Annotated in this window: 18 protein-coding genes and 2 pseudogenes; 11 read left to right on the forward strand and 9 right to left on the reverse strand. The window is 72.4% G+C overall.

Going from position 1 to position 18,263, the window contains the following annotated elements:
• Window positions 1-105: 105 nt before the first annotated feature.
• Window positions 106-519 (forward strand): PPOX class F420-dependent oxidoreductase, encoded by a 414-nt coding sequence (locus ACIRPK_RS09090; RefSeq protein WP_403035160.1) that lies wholly within the window; start codon window positions 106-108, stop codon window positions 517-519.
• Window positions 520-534: 15 nt separating this feature from the next.
• On the opposite strand, the gene ACIRPK_RS09095 is transcribed toward ACIRPK_RS09090, so the two are convergent.
• Window positions 535-822 carry a hypothetical protein gene (locus tag ACIRPK_RS09095; RefSeq protein ID WP_403035162.1) on the reverse strand — a complete coding sequence of 96 codons (288 nt, stop codon included), beginning with the start codon at window positions 820-822 and terminating at the stop codon, window positions 535-537.
• Window positions 823-1,078: 256 nt separating this feature from the next.
• On the reverse strand, window positions 1,079-1,555 hold the full coding sequence (locus ACIRPK_RS09100) for a MarR family winged helix-turn-helix transcriptional regulator (RefSeq protein ID WP_403035164.1): 477 nt from the start codon (window positions 1,553-1,555) through the stop codon (window positions 1,079-1,081).
• Window positions 1,556-1,673: 118 nt separating this feature from the next.
• Here ACIRPK_RS09100 and ACIRPK_RS09105 point away from each other — a divergent pair, with 118 nt between their 5' ends.
• On the forward strand, window positions 1,674-2,066 hold the full coding sequence (locus ACIRPK_RS09105) for a nuclear transport factor 2 family protein (RefSeq protein ID WP_403035167.1): 393 nt from the start codon (window positions 1,674-1,676) through the stop codon (window positions 2,064-2,066).
• A gap of 407 nt (window positions 2,067-2,473) precedes the next feature.
• Here the strand turns inward: ACIRPK_RS09105 and ACIRPK_RS09110 are convergent, their stop codons facing one another.
• From ACIRPK_RS09110 to ACIRPK_RS09120, 3 genes are all read right to left on the reverse strand, one after another.
• A complete protein-coding gene (locus ACIRPK_RS09110; protein ID WP_403035169.1) occupies window positions 2,474-3,280 on the reverse strand; it encodes a DUF1206 domain-containing protein in 807 nt (268 codons plus the stop codon).
• 66 nt (window positions 3,281-3,346) lie between these two features.
• Window positions 3,347-3,556 carry a hypothetical protein gene (locus ACIRPK_RS09115; protein WP_403035171.1) on the reverse strand — a complete coding sequence of 70 codons (210 nt, stop codon included), beginning with the start codon at window positions 3,554-3,556 and terminating at the stop codon, window positions 3,347-3,349.
• A 341-nt stretch (window positions 3,557-3,897) separates the two neighbouring features.
• Window positions 3,898-4,266 carry a winged helix-turn-helix transcriptional regulator gene (locus ACIRPK_RS09120; protein WP_403035174.1) on the reverse strand — a complete coding sequence of 123 codons (369 nt, stop codon included), beginning with the start codon at window positions 4,264-4,266 and terminating at the stop codon, window positions 3,898-3,900.
• A 53-nt stretch (window positions 4,267-4,319) separates the two neighbouring features.
• Here ACIRPK_RS09120 and ACIRPK_RS09125 point away from each other — a divergent pair, with 53 nt between their 5' ends.
• The gene (locus ACIRPK_RS09125; RefSeq protein WP_403035177.1) at window positions 4,320-5,234 is read left to right on the forward strand and encodes an NAD(P)-dependent oxidoreductase; all 915 of its coding nucleotides are present in this window, start codon (window positions 4,320-4,322) and stop codon (window positions 5,232-5,234) included.
• A 487-nt stretch (window positions 5,235-5,721) separates the two neighbouring features.
• Complete coding sequence (locus ACIRPK_RS09130) at window positions 5,722-6,285, forward strand: dihydrofolate reductase family protein (protein ID WP_403035180.1); 564 nt, start codon at window positions 5,722-5,724, stop codon at window positions 6,283-6,285.
• Between the two features lie 93 nt (window positions 6,286-6,378).
• Here the strand turns inward: ACIRPK_RS09130 and ACIRPK_RS09135 are convergent, their stop codons facing one another.
• Entirely contained in the window at window positions 6,379-7,470 is a 1,092-nt protein-coding gene (locus ACIRPK_RS09135; RefSeq protein ID WP_403035182.1) for a VWA domain-containing protein, read from the reverse strand.
• A gap of 225 nt (window positions 7,471-7,695) precedes the next feature.
• On the opposite strand from ACIRPK_RS09135, the gene ACIRPK_RS09140 reads away from it, so the two are divergent.
• From ACIRPK_RS09140 to ACIRPK_RS09155, 4 genes are all read left to right on the forward strand, one after another.
• Window positions 7,696-9,432 (forward strand): MFS transporter, encoded by a 1,737-nt coding sequence (locus ACIRPK_RS09140; protein WP_403035185.1) that lies wholly within the window; start codon window positions 7,696-7,698, stop codon window positions 9,430-9,432.
• 91 nt (window positions 9,433-9,523) lie between these two features.
• Window positions 9,524-9,970 carry a MarR family winged helix-turn-helix transcriptional regulator gene (locus tag ACIRPK_RS09145; protein WP_403035188.1) on the forward strand — a complete coding sequence of 149 codons (447 nt, stop codon included), beginning with the start codon at window positions 9,524-9,526 and terminating at the stop codon, window positions 9,968-9,970.
• A gap of 147 nt (window positions 9,971-10,117) precedes the next feature.
• On the forward strand, window positions 10,118-10,321 hold the full coding sequence (locus ACIRPK_RS09150; protein WP_403035191.1) for a ferredoxin: 204 nt from the start codon (window positions 10,118-10,120) through the stop codon (window positions 10,319-10,321).
• Window positions 10,322-10,385: 64 nt separating this feature from the next.
• Entirely contained in the window at window positions 10,386-11,612 is a 1,227-nt protein-coding gene (locus ACIRPK_RS09155; RefSeq protein ID WP_403035194.1) for a cytochrome P450, read from the forward strand.
• Between the two features lie 165 nt (window positions 11,613-11,777).
• Here the strand turns inward: ACIRPK_RS09155 and ACIRPK_RS09160 are convergent, their stop codons facing one another.
• The gene (locus ACIRPK_RS09160; protein ID WP_403035197.1) at window positions 11,778-12,542 is read right to left on the reverse strand and encodes a hypothetical protein; all 765 of its coding nucleotides are present in this window, start codon (window positions 12,540-12,542) and stop codon (window positions 11,778-11,780) included.
• Window positions 12,543-13,093: 551 nt separating this feature from the next.
• Here ACIRPK_RS09160 and ACIRPK_RS09165 point away from each other — a divergent pair.
• Window positions 13,094-13,915: an SAM-dependent methyltransferase gene (locus tag ACIRPK_RS09165; RefSeq protein ID WP_403035200.1), complete on the forward strand. Its 822-nt coding sequence runs from the start codon at window positions 13,094-13,096 to the stop codon at window positions 13,913-13,915.
• A 94-nt stretch (window positions 13,916-14,009) separates the two neighbouring features.
• On the opposite strand, the gene ACIRPK_RS09170 is transcribed toward ACIRPK_RS09165, so the two are convergent.
• Window positions 14,010-15,308, reverse strand: a complete 1,299-nt coding sequence (locus tag ACIRPK_RS09170) for an ABC transporter substrate-binding protein (RefSeq protein WP_403035202.1) — start codon at window positions 15,306-15,308, stop codon at window positions 14,010-14,012.
• A gap of 542 nt (window positions 15,309-15,850) precedes the next feature.
• Here ACIRPK_RS09170 and ACIRPK_RS09175 point away from each other — a divergent pair.
• Together ACIRPK_RS09175 and ACIRPK_RS09180 are read left to right on the forward strand one after the other, a co-directional pair.
• Window positions 15,851-16,177 (forward strand): annotated as a pseudogene (locus ACIRPK_RS09175) (carbohydrate binding domain-containing protein); the annotation flags it as partial.
• 246 nt (window positions 16,178-16,423) lie between these two features.
• Window positions 16,424-17,389: pseudogene (locus ACIRPK_RS09180) on the forward strand (chitinase); the annotation flags it as partial.
• Between the two features lie 93 nt (window positions 17,390-17,482).
• Here the strand turns inward: ACIRPK_RS09180 and ACIRPK_RS09185 are convergent.
• Window positions 17,483-18,226: a hypothetical protein gene (locus ACIRPK_RS09185; protein WP_403035205.1), complete on the reverse strand. Its 744-nt coding sequence runs from the start codon at window positions 18,224-18,226 to the stop codon at window positions 17,483-17,485.
• Window positions 18,227-18,263: the final 37 nt, after the last annotated feature.

Below are 18,263 nucleotides of genomic sequence, written 5' to 3' on the forward strand. Positions count from 1 at the left end.
CAGACCGCCAAGCCCTACCGCTGGACCTACGACGGCACCCCACTCAAGACAGCGTGATCAACACCCCTCCACGAACTTCCGCAGAGCAGCACTAGGGTCGCCGGTGTGACGACGATCGAGTTGAACGATGCCGCCCGCCGGCTCCTTGACGATGTGAATCTCGCGGTGCTGGCCACCCTGAACCCCGACGGCAGCCCGCAGACCTCGGTGGTCTGGGTCGCCCTCGACGGCGACGACCTGCTGATCTCATCGGCGGCCGGCCGCCGCAAGGTCACCAACGTGGAACGCGACGCCCGGGTCAGCCTCACCGTGTACGACCGCACCGACCCGCTGCGCTACCTGGAGGTGCGCGGCACCGCGACGGTGACCGAGGACCTGGGCCGGAAGGTGGCCGTCGCGCTGGCCCAGAAGTACGCGGGGCCCGACGCGGGCGAGGAGTACCTCGCCCTGCCGCCCGAAGTGGTGCGGGTGGCCGTCCGGATCACCCCGCAACGCCTGGCCGGCAACCTCGCCCGCTGACCTGACCGCCGGTCCTCACCGCTCGCGCCGCTGCGCCTCGGTGAGGACCCCCAGCTCCAGCTCCTCCAGCCCGGCCAACAGCCCTTCCACGTCCCCGGCCTGAGTGACCAGCAGCTCGGTCAGCACCGCCACCAGCACCCTGCACCCCTCGACCCCGAACCGCTCGACATACGCATCCAGCAACCCGACCTGCACCTCGGTGGCCGCAGCCGCCGACCCCGCCGCCGCCCTGGCCCGCACCAGCGCCGCCGCGACCAGCGAAGCGTCGTCCAGCAGATCATCGGAACCGTACGAAGCACTCATCCCACCAGCATGACGGGCCCGCACACCAAACGTGGGCACATCGCCCAAGTCGCCTGCGGCAAGCCCCGCCCCGACGAACGGCTCGCCAGGAGCGGGCACGCTTCGGCCGCCCCGCCCGCGACGTAGAGGTAGCGTGTCGGCTCGCCACTGCCCTCCTCGTACGTGGCTCCGCCCAGGAGCAGCACCGCCGTGCCCCGGACCAACTTCGTCGGCCTTCGCCGTGATCCGGGCGAACGTCCCGCCAGGCCCTTGACGGTCAGTCGTGGTCGGCGGCGAAGGGTCCCTGGTCGACGAAGGCGAAGGGTCCCTGGTCGACGAAGCGGCGCAGGAGACGGGCGAAGGCCAGGGAGTCGGCCTGCGGCCAGGTGGCGAGTGAGTCCTCGATGGCGTCCGCGAGTCGCCGCCGGGTGACGGCCAGGACGGCGTGCCCGTCGTCGCTGAGCGCGAGCAGGGTGGCGCGGCCGTCGTTCGGATCCGGCTGACGCTTGAGGAGGCCGGCCCGTTCCAGGTGGTCGGCGCGCCGGGTGACGGTGGTGCGGTCCAGTCCGACCTCGCGGCCGAGGTCGGCCGCGCTGCGCGGGCCGGTGCGGGCCAGGCCGCTGAGGACCGGGTAGGTGAGGTCGTCCACCGCTTCGAGACCGTCGGTGAGACGGGCGTGGAGACGGGCGCGGGTGCTGCGCCGCAGGAGCAGCCCGAGGGCGTCGGCGATGTCGTCTCCGGTCGTGTTCGTCATGGCCCCAGAATAGCGTGCGCGGAGCACGCTTTTCCGCTACCGTCATAAGCGTGCTCAAGGCACGCGTCTCCGGATCGAACCCGCCGGGACACTCCCGCATGCAACCGAAGGAATCCCCATGAGCCGCACCGACATCCGCACCGCCCTGACCGACCTGCTCCTCACCCCGGGCCTCGACCTGCACGCGGCCGCCGACCGGCACTTCGCCCCCGACTACCGCCAGCGCACCGACGGCCGCTGGGACGACCGCACCCAGTTCCTCGCCCACATCGCCCACCTGCGCACGGTGGTGGCGGACGGCTCGGTCGAGGTCCACGACGAGCTCACCTCCGGCGACCGGTACGCCGACCGCCACACGATGGAGATCACCAAGACCGACGGGTCCACCGTCCGCATGGAGGTCTACCTGTTCGCCGAGTTCGCCCCCGACGGCCGCTTCCGCCGCATCGAGGAGACCACCCTCCTGCTCGAAGGCGCCGAGGGTGACCGCAACCTCGGCAGCGCCCGCTGAGAACCCGGCCCCCGCCCACGCCCCACGAGCTCTCCCATGAAGCAGTTGCTGTTCCCCGAGTTGCAGACCTCGATGGCACCCGGCTGCCCGAAGGAACCGAGCAACGGGGCAGCGTTGACCAAGGGCGCGACCGTCTGCGGTCCGAGCGCGAACAGAGCAGGCTGAGCCTCCTCGGCTACCACCCTGCTGTCTGCGTCCAGTTCCCTGCGGAGATCGTCGATCCACTGGTCCATGAAGGAGGAGTCCGGCCGCGATCGCCGGCCGGCGAGTTCGCGGTCGGCGCGAAAACCACCCCGCTCCACCGGCCACTCGTTCGGTCCGGCGAACACCCTGGGCTCGGCCAGGCGTTGGGCGGCCTGGTCAAGATCGCGGGCGGTGCCGGTGCCGGCCAAGGGTGTGTCAGCGGGTCACAGGCGGCGCCAGCGGGCGGCGGCGAAGGAGAAGCCGCCGAACAGCAGCAGGCCCAAGGCGACCAGCGCCAGCAGCCACGGGCCGGCCGGGGTAGTCGTGAAGGAGCGCAGGGTGTCGTCAACTCCCTTGGCCTGGCCGGGATCGAAGCGGACGGCCGCGATCAGCGCGAAGACGCCGGCGGCGGCGAATACCGTGCCACGGGCGACGTTACCGGCCATACCGCTGACGGTGACCGCGGTGCGGGTCCGGGGTCCCATCGCGGCCGTGTCCAGCTTCCGCAGGAACTTCCGCAGGGCGGCGCGGACCACGATGCCAATGCCGATCCCGATCACGACCAGCCCCGCCGCTCCGACCAGGAAGCGGCCGCCCGGCTTGCCGAGAAACGTCGCCGTCCAGTCCCGGGACTTGGCGTCGCTGCTGGACGAGGCCCCCGCACCGGCAGCGAACACGGCGGCTCCCCAGCAGGCGACGGCGTAGAACGCGGCCCGGCCGCCGTTCAGAACCCGGCTCCCGACCTTCCTCCGCTCCGAGCCACCGAACACGGCCGCCGACGCGCGCCAGATCGCCATACAGGCGAAGCCGACGACCAGCAGCCAGAGCGCCACCCAGCCGAACGGCTGCTCCACCACCTGCTGGAGCGCACCCTGACGGTCGGCCTCCTTCCCACCACCGTGCCCGAACGCGATCTTCAGTGCCAGGTAACCGACCAGGAGGTACACCACCCCCCGCGCCACGAAGCCCGACCGGCCGGCGAAACGCAGCCACCGGTCGCGCCGGCCTCCAGCCCTCGCTACAGCATCCACCAGGACATCCCCCTCTTCATGCGGTACTTCTCCCGCACCTCGCGATGACCGCGCGTATGCCCGGCATCAGGGGCTGCCATGCCCCCGACCCGCCGCCGGTGGGATCCAGACCTCGGCCGCTCGCAGTGCCTTGCCGCGCCAGATGTGGAAGACGATCTCGAACTGCGGGTGCACGGCCAGGACCTTCATCGTGCGGAAGGCACTGGTGGAGCCCTCGTGGGTGACCTTGACCTGGCCCAGCCGGGCGGCAGCCGCCTTGGCCTCGTCCGCGGACATGCCGCGTGGGGATCCAGTTCGATGTCCATGGCCGTCCTTGTGTCGGCCCGCACGCACGGCGATGATCCCGCTGCCCGCCGGTCCCTGCCGGCTGACCAAAGCCACCGAGCTCCGTCGGCCCCGCAGGCACGGGGACGGTCCCAAACGCGTCGGCATCCCACTGATCGACCTCAAGTCGGCCGATGGGGTGTCCGGCCGGATGGCCGGCATGCCGGCGGCTCCGCCCGTCACCTGGCGGCCGTCGCGTCCCTGCCAGTGGCCACCTTTTTGTGCGTACTGGGCAGCGGCGGGCAGGTGCGACGAGACTGGTGCCCAGAAGGGCGAAGGGAACTGACAGCAGGTCAGGAGGCCGGCAGTTCGACTTCTCCGGCCTGCTCGGCCGCCATCCGGTCGAGGCGTTCGTGGCCCAGGTCGGAGACCGGGCCGAGGGCCTCGGAGAGGCGGCGGGCGAAGTCGGTCAGTGAGTAGACCGTCTTCAGCGGAAGGACGTCGTGCACCTCACGGTGCACCAGGCCGTCGGACTCCATCTCGCGCAGGGCCTGGGTGAGGACCTTCTCACTGAGGCCGGGCAGCCGCCGACGGAGTTCGGCGGGGCGGTGCGGGCCGGCCTCCAGCAGCCAGAGCAGCGACGTCTTCCACTTGCCGTCGATCACCGCGATCGCGGCGGTCACCCCGCACACGTTCGGGTTCACGGCCTGACTGCGCGTCATCTCTTCCCCCCGGGCTCGTCGTTGTCCACCACCATGTCTACAGGAGCTGAAGTATGTCCACCAACCACACCCGGCCCACCGTCACCGTGCTCGGCCTCGGACCGATGGGCCGCGCCCTGGCCGGTGCCTTCGCGGACGCCGGCGTCCGCACCACGGTCTGGAACCGCACCCCGGGCCGGGACAGCGAGCCGGCCGCCCGGGGCGCGGTGAGCGCGGCCACGGCGGCGGAGGCAGTGGCCGCGAGCGAGCTGACCGTCGTCTGCGTGGTGAACTACGACGCCTCGGACGCCGTGCTGCGCCGCCGGGAGGTCGAGGCCGCGCTCAAGGGCCGGGCGGTGGTCAACCTGACCGCCGACTCGCCGGACCGGGCCCGCTCCACGGCCGCCTGGGCGGCGGAGCACGGCGTCGGGTACCTGGACGGCGCCATCATGACGCCGGCCCCGAGCATCGGCACGCCGGAGGCGGTCTTCATCCACAGCGGGCCGGCCGACCTCTACGAGCGGCACGCGCCGGTGCTGGCGCTGCTCGGCGGCACCCACACCCACCTGGGCGAGGAGATCGGCCGGGCGGCCGGCTTCGACATCGCACTGCTGGACATCTTCTGGACGGCGATGGCCGGGTACGTGCACGCGCTGGCGCTGGCCAAGGCGGAGGGCATCAGCGGACGGGAGCTGGCGCCGTTCGCCCAGGGGATCGGCGCGATCTTGCCCCCGCTGTTCGCGGAGTTCGCCGAGGACTTCGACAGCGGCAGCTACTCGGGCGCGATCAACCCGCTCACCTCGGGAGTCTCCACCATGGCCCACGTGGTGCACACCGCCGAGTCGCACGGCATCGACTCCGGGGTGATGCGCGCGGCCGAGGGCCTGGTCCGCCGGACCATCGCGCTCGGGCACGGACAGGACGGGGTGAGCCGCCTCGCCGAGGTGCTGGGCCGCCGCTACCAGCCCGGGCAGGCACCGAACGCCTGACCCCTGCTGGGAGGGCCTGCGGCTGAGCAACAGCCGCAGGCCCTCCGCATGTTGGCCTCGGGCCCCCACCATCTGCCCTCGACGACGGGCACCGGCACGGGCCCCGGCAGTGGCTGGGCGCCATCACCCCCTGGCTGCCCGAAAACTGACCGCCCATCACGGTCTCCTCCACCGTTGCCCCCTCGCTCCCGGCCGCAGTGCGGCAGGATGGCGCCGCTGCACCACCGTCCGAGGAGACCACCGTGGAACCCTGGCACTACGTCGTCATCGCCCTCGCGCTGCTCGCCCCCGCCGCCGTCTGCATCGTCAGGAGAATCCGTCGCAGGTAGCTGTCCCACCCGGCCACCAGTCGGCCCCGCACATGCGACGGTCGGCCGGCCGAGGTCGAGCAGCGGCCCGGAAGGACCACAGTGGCGCGGATCGCGCACCGATGGGTTCCCGCGCGCCGGTCCGTACGCGTGAGACCGACTCACGGAATGCTGGCGCCATGCGGAAACTGATCTACGGCATGAACCTGAGCCTGGACGGCTACATCGCCGCGCCCGGCGACGACATCGGCTGGAGCGTGCCGAGCGACGAGCTGTTCCGGTTCTGGTCCGACCAGTTGCAGGCGACCGACCTGTCGCTGTACGGGCGCAAGCTGTGGCAGACGATGAGTTCCTACTGGCCGAACGGCGACCAACTGCCCAACGCCACCCCGGCGGAGATCGAGTTCGCGCGCCGCTGGCGGGACATGGCGAAGGTGGTGTTCTCCTCGACGGTCGACACGGTCGACTGGAACACCCGCCTGGTCACCGGCGACGCGGTCGCCGAGATCGCCCGGCTCAAGGCCGAGGACGGCGGCGCGATGGACATCGGCGGCGCGACGCTCGCCGGGGCGGCCATCCGGGCCGGGCTGGTCGACGAGTACGTGCTGGCCACCGCGCCGGTCCTGGTGGGCGGCGGCACGCCGTTCTTCACCGCGCTGGACAGCTGGGTGAACCTGAACCTGGTGGAGACCCGGACGCTTCCCTGCGGCGTGATCCTGACCAGGTACGAGACCAGGCGCTGAGCGCCCCTCCCCGGGTGGACCCGCGGCATCGGATCGGCACCGCGCTGACGGGTGGGGACGGCGCCCGTCTCCACCCGTCAGCGCCCACTCCTCCTACAGGAGGACGAGCAGCTTCGTGCCCGGGACCAGCTTCCGGTTCACCGAGGTGGACTGGACGAACACCGTGTACGCCGGGTTGTCGCCGGGCTTGACCGTGGCCTCGGAGGCCGGCAGGCCGAGGAGTTGACGGGCCGCCGGGCCGGAGAAGACCCGGCCCGTGAGCTGGCCGGTGGTCTGGTCCTTCTCCGCCACGGCGAGCTGCTTGCTGCCCTGGATCTTCTCCCGCTTGGAGAGCTCGTAGAAGGCGCAGCCGGTCTGGTACGGGTGCCCGGAGCGGGTGACGAAGTCGCGGATCGGTGTCGGCTGGTCGACCGGGACCAGGATGTACTTGCCCGCGCCGAGGGCGTCGAGGTTGGCCTTGACCTCGGCGGTGCTCAGGTCCTGGCCCATGGTGAAGAGGTTCTTGGTGCCGCGCACGCCCTGCTCGCGGCCGCGCAGGAAGCTGGTGGCGGCCGCCTTGACGGTGCCGATGGCCTCCTCGACGCCCTGGCTGGAATCCGCGTCCCAGATCGCGATGTTGCCGGCCGGGAAGCCGTAGCCCTGGGCGGTGCGCTTGGCGAGGGAGTTCGGGACCAGGATCGCCGATGTCCAGTGGTCGGGGAGACTGTCCATCGCGGATCGGACCCGCCCCACCCAGGTGCCCAGGACATCCACTCCCTGATTGCCGCTCAGCCGCGTGTGCATACGGCCGGTCTCCGAAAAGCCGGACGCATTCTCCTCGCCGTCGGTGACCACGACCTGGAGGAAGGAATGCTCCCCGTACCCCTCCCAGATGTTCGTCAGGTCGTCGAGGGATTTCACGGCCGCCTCGATCAGTGCCGTCGCCCCGTTGTTGACCTTGTAGAGGCCCCGCAGGGACGGGAGGTGCTTGACGTCCATGTCCCAGACCAGGTTCTGCACCACGTGGTCGAACGCGTAGAGGCTGATGCGGGTCTCGTGACCGAGTCGGTCGGACTCCTCCTGGAGGCCCTTCACGAATTCGTCCACCACGCGGACCAGCTGCGCCTCGTGCTTGTGCATCGAACCGGAATTGTCGACCACCAGCGAGACGTGGTTGACCTTGTGCTTGATCCTGTTCGCAGACACAGTGAATCCCCTTTTCCGGCGCGTTGCCGACGCCTTTTCGGCGCCCCCTCCAACGTTGATCACAGAATACGAGGAGGCACTGACATTCCCCTTCGGAGCCAGCCGGGCCGACCGCCCCGCCTTCGGCCCCGGCTCCGGCTCCGGCTCCGGCCACGACCCCTTGCCCCGGGAGCCCCCTCCAGCAGATAGTTAGCTGAAGGCAACTAACGTCCTGGGGAGGCCGGCATGCAAGCGGTGGACCACGACCATCCGCGCTACAAGTGGGTGGCCCTGTCGAACACCACACTGGGGACCCTGGTGGCGACGATCAACAGCTCGATCGTGCTGATCTCGCTGCCGGCCATCTTCAACGGCATCGGGCTGAACCCGCTGGAGCCCGGCAACGTCAGCTACCTGCTCTGGATGCTGATGGGCTACATGCTGGTCACCGCCGTACTGGTGGTCACCCTCGGCCGGCTCGGCGACATCCACGGCCGGGTGCGGATCTACAACGCCGGGTTCCTGGTCTTCACGCTCACCTCGGTGGCGCTCTCGCTCGACCCGATGGCGGGCGGCGGCGGCGCGCTCTGGCTGATCGGCTGGCGGGTCGCGCAGGCGGTCGGCGGGTCGATGCTGATGGCCAACTCGGCGGCGATCATCACCGACGCGTTCCCGGCCCGGCAGCGCGGGATGGCACTGGGCGTCAACATCGTTGCGGGCATCGCCGGTTCGTTCGTCGGCCTGGTGCTCGGCGGGGTGCTCGCCGAGTGGAACTGGCGCTCGATCTTCTGGGTCAACGTCCCGATCGGCCTGTTCGGCACCCTGTGGGCCTACCGCTCGCTGCGCGACACCGGCCTCCGCCGGCCGGCCCGGATCGACTGGTGGGGCAACCTCACCTTCGCCGTCGGCCTGACCGCCCTGCTGGCCGGCATCACCTACGGCATCCAGCCGTACGGCGGCCACACCATGGGCTGGACCGACCCCTGGGTCCTGGCCGGACTGCTGGGCGGCACCGCGACGCTGGTCGCGTTCTGCCTGATCGAGCGTCGGGTCGCCGAACCGATGTTCCCGCTGCGGCTGTTCCGGAACCGCACCTTCACCGGCGGCAACGTCGCCACCCTGCTCGGCTCGGTCGCCCGCGGCGGGCTGCAGTTCATGCTGATCATCTGGCTGCAGGGGATCTGGCTGCCGCTGCACGGCTACGACTACGAGTCCACCCCGCTCTGGGCGGGCATCTACATGATCCCGCTGACCGTGGGCTTTCTGGCGGCCGGGCCGCTGGCCGGGCACCTCTCCGACAAGTACGGCGCCCGGCTGTTCGCGGCCGGCGGGCTGGTGGTGATGGCGGTCTCGTTCGGCGGGCTGCTGCTGATCCCGACCGACTTCGGGTACGGCTGGTTCGCCTTCCTGATCTTCCTGAACGGGCTGGGCGGCGGGCTGTTCGCGGCGCCCAACACCTCGCTGATCATGTCCAGCGTGCCGGCCGAGGCGCGCGGCGCGGCCTCGGGGATGCGGGCCACCTTCCAGAACGCCGGCATGGTGCTCTCGATCGGGATCTTCTTCTCGCTGATGGTCGCGGGGCTGGCCGGCTCGCTCCCGGCCGGCCTGGACAGCGGGCTGACCGCCCAGGGCGTCCCGGCCCCGGCCGCCCGGTCGATCGCGGGGCTGCCTCCGGTGGGCACGCTGTTCGCCGCCTTCCTCGGCTACAACCCGGTCCGCGAACTGCTCGGGCCCGATCTGCTGGCCCGGCTGCCGACGGGCAACGCGCAGACCCTCACCGGCCGCGAGTTCTTCCCCCAACTGATCTCCGGGCCGTTCCACGACGGCCTGGTGGTGGTGTTCTGGTTCGCCATCGCGCTCTCGCTGCTCGCGGCCGCCGCCTCGCTGGTGACGGACCGTCCGCAGGCGCGGGGTCGTTCGACGGGTACCGTGAAGGCGCCGGACGGCCCGGACCGGGCGGCCGACCCGGTGCGGCGCGCCTGACCGGTGCGCCTGGCCGGTGCGCCGCACCAACGCAGCCCCACGGGCCGGGCCCACGGGCCGAGCGCGAGGACCACGAGAGACCGGAGGACCCATGGCGACCCGACCCGAGCTGCCTCCGGCGGAGCTGTCCCGACTGCGCCTGGCGATCTCCCGCCTGCACCGCCGGATGGTGCAGGCGTCCAGTCGGCTGGATCTCACCTTCGCCCAACTGTCCGCACTGGCCCGGATCGAGGAGCACGCCCCGATCCGGCTCGGCGACCTGGCGGCCCGCGAGCGGGTCGCCCCGCCCTCGATGATCCGCACCCTGGCCCCGCTGCACGAGGACGGGCTGATCACCAAGGACCCGGACCCCCGGGACCGCCGGTCCGCCCTGATCGCCGTCACCGACCACGGTCGCGAGACGATCGCCCGGATCCGCGCCGAACGCTCCCAGCTGCTCGCCGACCGGGTGTCCCGGCTCACCCCGGACCAGCGGGCCGCGCTGCTCGCCGCGCTCCCGGTGCTGGAGCTGCTGGCGGAGGAGCCCGAGCAGGACTGAGCGGGCCGCTCCGAGCGGGGAACCGAGGGGCGGTTTCCCGCCATTTCCAGCGCGGGGCGCGCCACCTCTTCGTGTGCGATGCGCACTGGGTTACGGTGAATTGGTTGCCTAGGGAAACCGATTCACCCTGAGACCGAGGTGCCCACCATGCAGGTGACCATCGATCAGGACCGGTGCTGCGGCTCCGGTCAGTGCGTGCTGACCGCCCCCGGCGTCTTCGACCAGAGCGAGGACGACGGCCTCGTCCGGCTGCTCGACCCGAACCCCGGGCCCGCCTCCGCCCCCGACGTACGGCTGGCGGCCGCACTCTGCCCGGGCGGCGCCATCACCCTCGCGGGCCGGCCCGACTGAGCCCGACCCCGCCGACTCCGCCAATCCAGCTGACCCCGTTGGACGTTGGAAGGACCTCTGCCCGATGAGCATCGACGCCCCCACCGCACGGCCGAGCCACCCCGGCCCCTCCGTCACCGACCTCCCCGCCGCCCCCGGCGGCTGCCCGTTCGACCCGCCGCCCGCGTACCGCGAGGCGCACCGCAGCGCACCGATCGGCGAGGCCCGGCTCTGGGACGGCACCGCCTGCCGGCTGCTCACCGGCTACCGGCAGGTCCGCGCCGTCCTCTCCGACCAGCGCTTCAGCGCGGACGCCCGGCACCCGGGCTTCCCGTTCCTCTCCCCGGGCCGGCGCGAGCTGGTGGCCCGCACCACGCCCAGCTTCATCCGCCTGGACGACCCCGAGCATGCCCGCCAACGCCGCATGCTCACCGGGGACTTCATCATCAAGCGGGTGGACGCGCTGCGCCCGCAGATCCAGCGGATCGTCGACGAGGCGCTGGACCGGATGACCGCCGGCGGCGGACCGGCCGACCTGGTGGCCGAGTTCGCCCTGCCGGTCCCCTCGCTGGTGATCTGCCTGCTGCTCGGCGTGCCGTACACCGACCACGACTTCTTCCAGCAGCACAGCCGCACCCTGCTGGACCTGACCGCCGACTTCGAGGAGGTCGCCGCCGCGCAGCAGGAGTTGACCGGCTACCTGGTCGAGCTCGCCGAGACCAAGCGCCGAAGCCCCGACGACAGCCTGCTCAGCCGCCTGGTGGCCCGCGGCGAGGTCACCCTCGCCGAGGCCGCCGCGATGGGCCTGCTCCTGCTGGTCGCCGGGCACGAGACCACCGCCAACATGACCGCGCTCGGCACGGTGGCCCTGCTCCGCAACCCGGCCCAGGCCGAACGCCTCCGGGCGGAGCCGGAGTTGATGAACGGCGCGGTGGAGGAACTGCTGCGCTACCTGAGCATCGTCCACCACGGCGTCCCCCGGGTCGCGTTGGCGGACGTCGAGCTGGACGGGACGCTGATCCGGGCCGGCGAGGGCGTCATCTGCATGGTGTCCACGGCCAACCGGGACGAGGAGATGTTCACCGACGGCGACGAGCTGGACGTCACCAGGGACGCCCGCCGCCACCTCGCCTTCGGCTTCGGCGTGCACCAGTGCCTGGGGCAGCCGCTGGCCCGCTTCGAACTCCGGATCGCGCTCGGCACCCTGCTGCGCCGCCTGCCCAGTCTGCAACTGGCGGTGCCGTTCGAGGAGTTGGAGTACCGCACCTCCTCGGTGGTGCACGGCCTGCGGGAGCTGCCGGTCACCTGGTGAGCGGCCCCGGGCCCGCCGCACCACCGCCGGCGCGCGGACGAGGCGTCACCAGCACTCGTACGCCGGGGACGCCCGCAGGACCGACCCCCGGGTCGGCACGCGAAACCCCTGCTCGCACGGTAGTCGGCCCGGGGGCGGACGGTCGTCCGCAGCGGGGCCCGGTGCTCACCGACCGCGCTCGGGACCGGCCGCGCGGAGCGCGACCGCCTGGCGGAGCGTCAGCACCGCGCACTGGGCCCGCGCGCCGTCCGGGAGGGTGTCGCGCTCGGCGCCGATCACCTCGACCGGTTCCAGTCCGAGCTCGGCGAGCCGCGCGTTGACCCCGATCCAGGCGGCCAGCCGCTGCTCCAGGCTCCGCTCGGCAGCGGCCGGGCAGCGGAGCAGCGCCTCGGTCTGGGTCAGGGTCAGCTGCCCGATCTGGGCCAGCTCCTCGGCGGTCATCCCGGGGCAGTCCTCCGGTTCGGCCGGGCCCACGCCGAGTTCCACGAGCCGGGCGTTCACCGGCCGCCAGGCCGCCGACCAGAGGTCGGCGGCCTCCTGCTCCGCCCGCAGCCGCTGCATCGCCCGCTGCTCGCTCTCGTGGTTCCCCCGGGCGAAGTACGCGTTGGTCTGCACCGCGTCCCAGCGGGTCGGGTCGTAGCCAGGACGGTCGCGCCACGGCCTGGCGACCCGGACCAGCTGGTTCCACTCCCGGCGGATCGCCTGTAGGTGGGCCAGCTCGGTGAAGCCGTCCTGCGGCCGGGTGGCGTCCCGCAGCTCGATGCTCAGGTTGAGGACGGCCGCGCTCTCGCCGAGGAACACCTCCAGCGCCCGGGCGGTGGGGTCCGCCTGGTCCAGCTGGCCGCGCACCCAGCCGAGCAGTTCGGCGACGTCGGCCTTGCTCAGGTCACCGGCGAACCGCTCCGCGGATGCGGCGCTCTTCTTCGGCACAGTGGTCCCCCTCGGTCTCGGGCGGCCGGACCGACGGGGCGTCAGGTCGGGCTCGTCGCCCCGGATACGTGACGTTATCCGAGGCGACAACGCGACAGAAGGGGCTCCGGTGAACCGGCCGGTCGTCCACCACCGACCCCACCGCCCCGCCCCCACCGCCCGACGAGGTCAGGTGCCCGGCGGACCGGCGCTGGTGGCGCCGGTGTACGCGGCCGGGTCCAGGCACTCACCGCTCTCCGGACTCCGCAGGGTGCTGCCGCTCCAGACCCGGACCTGCCCGGACCACCCGTCTCAGGCCGCGACCGGCGGCACATCGGCGACGGGAGCGGGGCCCTGTCTGCGGTCAGACGATCGTCAACCGGCCCACCCCCTGGCACTCCTGCCACTGGCACCGGCCGGTGGCCGCCGACGCGAGCGAGCGTCGGCGGCCACCCGCCGCTTCTCGCCCAACCATGCTGTCCAGCACCGGAACTGATGGGGCGTCACTATACTCACCGGCGGTGGACGGCACGCCGTCGTGACGTGCCGCCATCTCGAGGCGAGGGGTCCCCATGACCACAAGCACCGAGCGCCCGGTGGCCGACGTCGAGTCCGCCAACATCGCCCGGATCTACGACTACTACCTGGGCGGGCTCTACAACTTCGAGGTGGACCGGCAGAAGGCCGAGCGGATCAGGTCAATGCTGCCCAGCGTCGACCTGCTCGCGCGCGCGAACCGGGACTGGCTGCGCCGCACGGTGCGGTTCCTGCTCACCCAGGGCGTGGACCAGTTCGTCGACCTCGCGTCCGGACTGCCCACCATGGGCAACGTGCACGAGGTGGCGCACGCCCGGAACCCGCAGGCCCGGGTGGTGTACGTGGACCACGAGCCCTCGGCCGTGCTGCACGGCGAGGAGATCCTCGCGGACGAGCCGCTGGTGGCGATGGTCGAGGCGGACGGCCGGTTCCCGGAGCGGATCTGGGAGCACCCCCGGGTCCGCGAACTGATCGACCTCAGCCGGCCGGTCGGCGTCCTGATGGGCGGCCTGCTGGTGTTCGTCGACGACAAGGACGACCCCGCCGCCTTGGTGGCCCGCTACCGGGACGCCTGCGCGCCCGGCAGCTACCTCGCCATCTCGCACCTCTCCGACGACCTGGCCGACCCGGAGACCCGGGCTCAGGTCGGCCGGATGACCGATGCCTACCTCGCCGGCGTGGGCCAACAGCTCTACGTCCGCCCCAGAGACGTGATCGCGTCCTGGTTCGAGGGGATGGAACTCGTCGAACCGGGCCTGACCCTGATGGCGGACTGGCGCCCCACCCCCGGCCACGCGGTGGACGCCCAGACACCGTCGAAGGCGCTCGGCTACGGCGCGACCGCCCGGATGCCCTGACCCCATGGCCGGGCGGCGCCGCAGGCGCCTGCCCACCGTGGGCGCCCGCCTCGCTCGGGCGCCGCGGGCGCCCCCGTCGCCCGCGACGTCCCGGCTACTGCGGCTTCCCGCCGGTGAGCACCCAGCGGACGTCCACGAAGCCGCTCTGCTGCTCCGTCAGGCGACCGCCCTTGACCTGCTGGAACGTCACCCAGGTGTTGGTGAGCCGGGGCGACTCCGCGCTGGGCAGCATGTCGGTCTGACCCCAGCTCAGCGGCGGTGTGACGCCACCGGTGTCGATCGAGTCGCCGCTGTCCAGCTGGCCACGCAGGCCCTTGGCGGTCAGCGGCTGGCCCGCCGAGGCGATCCGGTCGACCGCCTGCAGGAACACCTGGTAGGCGACCCAGGTGGTCTGCACGGCGAGGTCGGTGGTGTCGACCGGCGCGGCGCCCGCGGTCGCCGCGTCGGCGGCCGCCGTCCGCAGGTCGTCCCAGCTCTTCGAACCCTCCGGGGGGAACCACCCGGTGGCCAGCGCCCCGTTGAGCGGGCCGGCCGCACCCCCGGTGGAGTCGATGACCCCCTGGTGGACGCTGCCGATCACCGAGGCCAGCTGGGTGCGCTTCGGCGCCGCCTTCCGGTACGCGTCGAGCAGCAGCAGCGTCTGCTCGGGGCCGAGCGCCACCGACACGCAGCTGCCGGGCCGGTCCTCGCCGACCGCCTTCTGCACCGGCCCCGCCATCGCGCCGGCCCCGGCGCCCTCGGGCACCGGGACGTCGACCAGCTTGATCCCGGCGGGGGTGACCGCCGCGGCGAGGTACCGGGTGAGCGTGTCGCCGTTGCCGGTGTCCGGCCGGACCAGGGCGACCGTCTTGCAACCGGCCGCCGCCAACTGCCGTCCGCTGCCCGCGATCAGCGCCGGTGTGCCACCGGCCACCGGGTAGGACAGCGGGCTGCTGAAGTCCGAACCGGAGACGCCGTACCCGCCGAGGTAGGGGATCCCCGCCGCGCCGAGCACGGGCATGAAGGTGTCACCGAACTGGCTGTACGAGCCGATCACGGCGACCACGTGGGCGGCCACGGCCTGCTCCGCACAGGCGGTGGCACCGGCCGCCGTGTTGTGCTCGTTGCAGCTGAGGACCTTCAGCTTCCGGCCCGCCCGGCCGCCCTTGGCGTTGACCTCGCGGCCGATCTCCTCGGCCAGCGCCGTCACCCCCGGCCGGTCCACCGAACCGGTCCCGGACGGCGCCCAGGTCATCACCACCAGCGCCTCGCCGTCGCCCGCCGCACCGGCCGGCCCGCCGCAGCCCGCCACCGCCAACAGCGCGGCGGCGGCCGCCACCGACCCCACCCGGCGTCCGCCCGCCCGCCACCTTCCGGTGGTCTCTCCGCCGGCCGCCGCGGTCTGCCTGCTCATGCTTCCTGCCCTCGTTGGACTACTCGCGACGCGGAACCGCGCTCACTCGCCGGACAGCAAAACGCCACCGCCGCACAACCAGAGGGACAACGCACGAACACCCAGCGGACACCCACGTAACAACAGCCCCACCGGCACCCGCAGGAGGGCCCCGGCGGTACTGACGCGGCATCAACCCACCCGCCCGGTCCCGCGATGCCGGTCCCGACGGTGCACCCCGAGATCGCCGCAATGGTCCAGACCTATTGACGGGCCCCGCCGCCCCTTCTACGATCCGGTCCGGCACATCCCCACATGTCCCCACCTCACCCACAGCCGGGCGTCACGCCCCCACGCACTGGTCCTTTCCATGGCGTTCGGCGGGAAGGCAGCACAGCATGTTCCGTCGGAGGTCACGTACTCCACGCCCGTCGGGTGCACTCAACCCCAGCTCACGCGCGGCACAGCCGAACCGGACCAGCCACGCCACGCCCGGCCGGTCCGTCCTGAGCCGCTCCGTCGCCGGGGTGAGCGCCGCCGCCGTCATCGGTGCCGGCCTGGTCATGGCCGGCTCGGTCACGGCCGGGGCCGCCGCCACCAACCTGGTGGCCAACCCCGGCTTCGAGAGCGGGCTCTCGGGCTGGACCTGCACCGCCGGCTCCGGCGCGGCGGTCGGCAGCCCGGTCCACGGCGGCGCCTCCGCGCTCAAGGCCACCCCGAGCGGCCAGGACAGCGCCCAGTGCACCCAGACCATCAGCGTGCAGCCCAACTCCCAGTACACGCTGAGCGCTTACGTCCAGGGCAGCTACGTCTACCTGGGCGCCACCGGCACCGGTCTCACCGGCACCACGTCCACCTGGACGCCGAACAGCGCGACGTACGGCCAGCTCAGCGTCAACTTCGCCACCGGCGCGAGCACCACCTCGGTGACCGTCTTCCTGCACGGCTGGTACGGCCAGCCGACCTACTACGCCGACGACGTGTCGCTCACCGGCCCCGGCGGCAGCAGCCCCTCGCCGAGCAGCAGCCCGTCGGGCAGCCCTTCCGCCAGCCCGTCGCCGAGCAGCAGCCCCTCGGCCAGCCCCAGCCCGTCGAGCAGCCCGTCGACCAGTCCGTCGCCGAGCACCAGCCCCACCTCGCCGGGTGACACCTGCCCGACCAAGCCCAAGCCCGCGGGCAAGGTCCTGCAGGGCTACTGGGAGAACTGGGACGGCGCCTCCAACGGCGTCCACCCCGGCATGGGCTGGGTGCCGATCACGGACAGCCGGATCGCCGCGCACGGCTACAACGTCATCAACGCCGCGTTCCCGGTGATCCTCTCCGACGGCACCGTGCTCTGGCAGGACGGCATGGACGCCGGCGTCAAGGTCTCCACCCCCGCCGAGATGTGCCAGGCCAAGGCGGCCGGGGCGACCCTGCTGATGTCGATCGGCGGCGCCGCCGCGGGCATCGACCTCAGCTCCAGCACCGTCGCGGACAAGTTCGTGGCGACCGTCGTCCCGATCCTGAAGAAGTACAACTTCGACGGGATCGACATCGACATCGAGACCGGCCTGTCCGGCAGCGGCAGCATCACCACGCTGTCCGCCTCCCAGTCCAACCTGATCCGCATCATCGACGGCGTGCTCGCCCAGATGCCGCCCGGCTTCGGTCTGACGATGGCCCCCGAGACCGCCTACGTCACCGGCGGCAGCGTCACCTACGGGTCGATCTGGGGCTCCTACCTCCCGATCATCAAGAAGTACGTCGACAACGGCCGCCTGTGGTGGCTGAACATGCAGTACTACAACGGCAGCATGTACGGCTGCTCCGGCGACTCCTACCAGGCCGGCACCGTCCAGGGCTTCACCGCGCAGACCACCTGCCTGAACAACGGCCTGGTCGTCCAGGGCACCACCATCAAGGTGCCCTACGACAAGCAGGTCCCCGGCCTGCCGGCCCAGTCCGGCGCGGGCGGCGGCTACTTGGCGCCGAGCCTGGTCAGCCAGTCCTGGAACGCCTTCGGCGGCGGGCTCAAGGGGCTGATGACCTGGTCGATCAACTGGGACGGCTCGAAGGGCTGGTCCTTCGGCGACAACGTCAAGTCCCTCCAGGGCCGTTGACACCCGCTGACGGGTGATCGAGCGGGCGGGGCCCCGGGAGCGTTCGTCGCTCCCGGGGCCCCGCTCCGGTACCCGCCACCGGGCCGGGCCCGGTCAGGACTGCGGACGGCGGTGCCCGCCCCGGAGCACCAGCGCGGGCGTCCGGTCGTCGTACGCGCCGCAGGCGGTGGCCGACCACGGCGAGTACTGCTGCGGGACGGTGTAGTACGGCACCAGCACCGGCCCGCCGCGCCGACCGCGCGCCCCGCGCGGCAGCAGTGCGGGCAGCACGTCCAGGCTCTGGCCCGCCAGGATCGCGTTCCGGCAGGCCGGACAGGCCGGCCGCCGCTCGGCGGCGGCCTCCCGGACGCTGACGGTGGGTCGGCGCCGGGCCTTGCGGCCGGGGCCGGCCGAACCGGCGGCCGGGCGGACCGCGGCGCCGTGCAGCGGGTTGTAGAAGCACCGCACCGCGAACGGCCGGGGCCGCCCGCCCGCGTGCGCGACGTGTGCGGCCGCCAGCCGTTCGACCGCCTGCTCGGCCAGCACCACGGCGGCGGTGAGGTCCGGCAGGTCGGCGGCCTCGTCGAGCAGGCGCCCCGCCGCGTCGTACGCCTCCAGCGCCCACAGGTAGTCCCGGCGGGCCCCGGTCTCCTCCGGCGGGAGCTGCAGCTCGGCCGCCCGGAGGACGTCACCGGCCGCCGTCACCCGCTCGGCGGCGATCTCCGCGAGCCGGTCGCGGAGCACCTCCCACTCCCGCAGCACCAGCTCCCGGGCCTGCTTGGACTCCCGCCGGCCCGGCCGACGCGCTTCCTGCTCCTCGGGCCGCAGCAGACGCAGAAACCACCAACGGCGGAACACCCCGACCTCCTCGACCGACCGCACGCAGCCTACCGCC

Origin of the sequence: Kitasatospora sp. NPDC101801 (assembly GCF_044766665.1) — a bacterium.
In the GTDB taxonomy this organism is placed as follows: domain Bacteria; phylum Actinomycetota; class Actinomycetes; order Streptomycetales; family Streptomycetaceae; genus Kitasatospora.

Bases quoted from the DNA above. Each gene is read 5' to 3' on its own strand.
- ACIRPK_RS09140 (WP_403035185.1), top strand. From the start codon at position 7,696: ATGCAAGCGGTGGACCACGACCATCCGCGCTACAAGTGGGTGGCCCTG.
- ACIRPK_RS09115 (WP_403035171.1), bottom strand. From the start codon at position 3,556: ATGTCCGCGGACGAGGCCAAGGCGGCTGCCGCCCGGCTGGGCCAGGTC.
- ACIRPK_RS09145 (WP_403035188.1), top strand. From the start codon at position 9,524: ATGGCGACCCGACCCGAGCTGCCTCCGGCGGAGCTGTCCCGACTGCGC.
- ACIRPK_RS09105 (WP_403035167.1), top strand. From the start codon at position 1,674: ATGAGCCGCACCGACATCCGCACCGCCCTGACCGACCTGCTCCTCACC.
- ACIRPK_RS09120 (WP_403035174.1), bottom strand. From the start codon at position 4,266: ATGACGCGCAGTCAGGCCGTGAACCCGAACGTGTGCGGGGTGACCGCC.
- ACIRPK_RS09150 (WP_403035191.1), top strand. From the start codon at position 10,118: ATGCAGGTGACCATCGATCAGGACCGGTGCTGCGGCTCCGGTCAGTGC.
- ACIRPK_RS09100 (WP_403035164.1), bottom strand. From the start codon at position 1,555: ATGACGAACACGACCGGAGACGACATCGCCGACGCCCTCGGGCTGCTC.
- ACIRPK_RS09130 (WP_403035180.1), top strand. From the start codon at position 5,722: ATGCGGAAACTGATCTACGGCATGAACCTGAGCCTGGACGGCTACATC.
- ACIRPK_RS09170 (WP_403035202.1), bottom strand. From the start codon at position 15,308: ATGAGCAGGCAGACCGCGGCGGCCGGCGGAGAGACCACCGGAAGGTGG.
- ACIRPK_RS09095 (WP_403035162.1), bottom strand. From the start codon at position 822: ATGAGTGCTTCGTACGGTTCCGATGATCTGCTGGACGACGCTTCGCTG.
- ACIRPK_RS09155 (WP_403035194.1), top strand. From the start codon at position 10,386: ATGAGCATCGACGCCCCCACCGCACGGCCGAGCCACCCCGGCCCCTCC.
- ACIRPK_RS09165 (WP_403035200.1), top strand. From the start codon at position 13,094: ATGACCACAAGCACCGAGCGCCCGGTGGCCGACGTCGAGTCCGCCAAC.
- ACIRPK_RS09125 (WP_403035177.1), top strand. From the start codon at position 4,320: ATGTCCACCAACCACACCCGGCCCACCGTCACCGTGCTCGGCCTCGGA.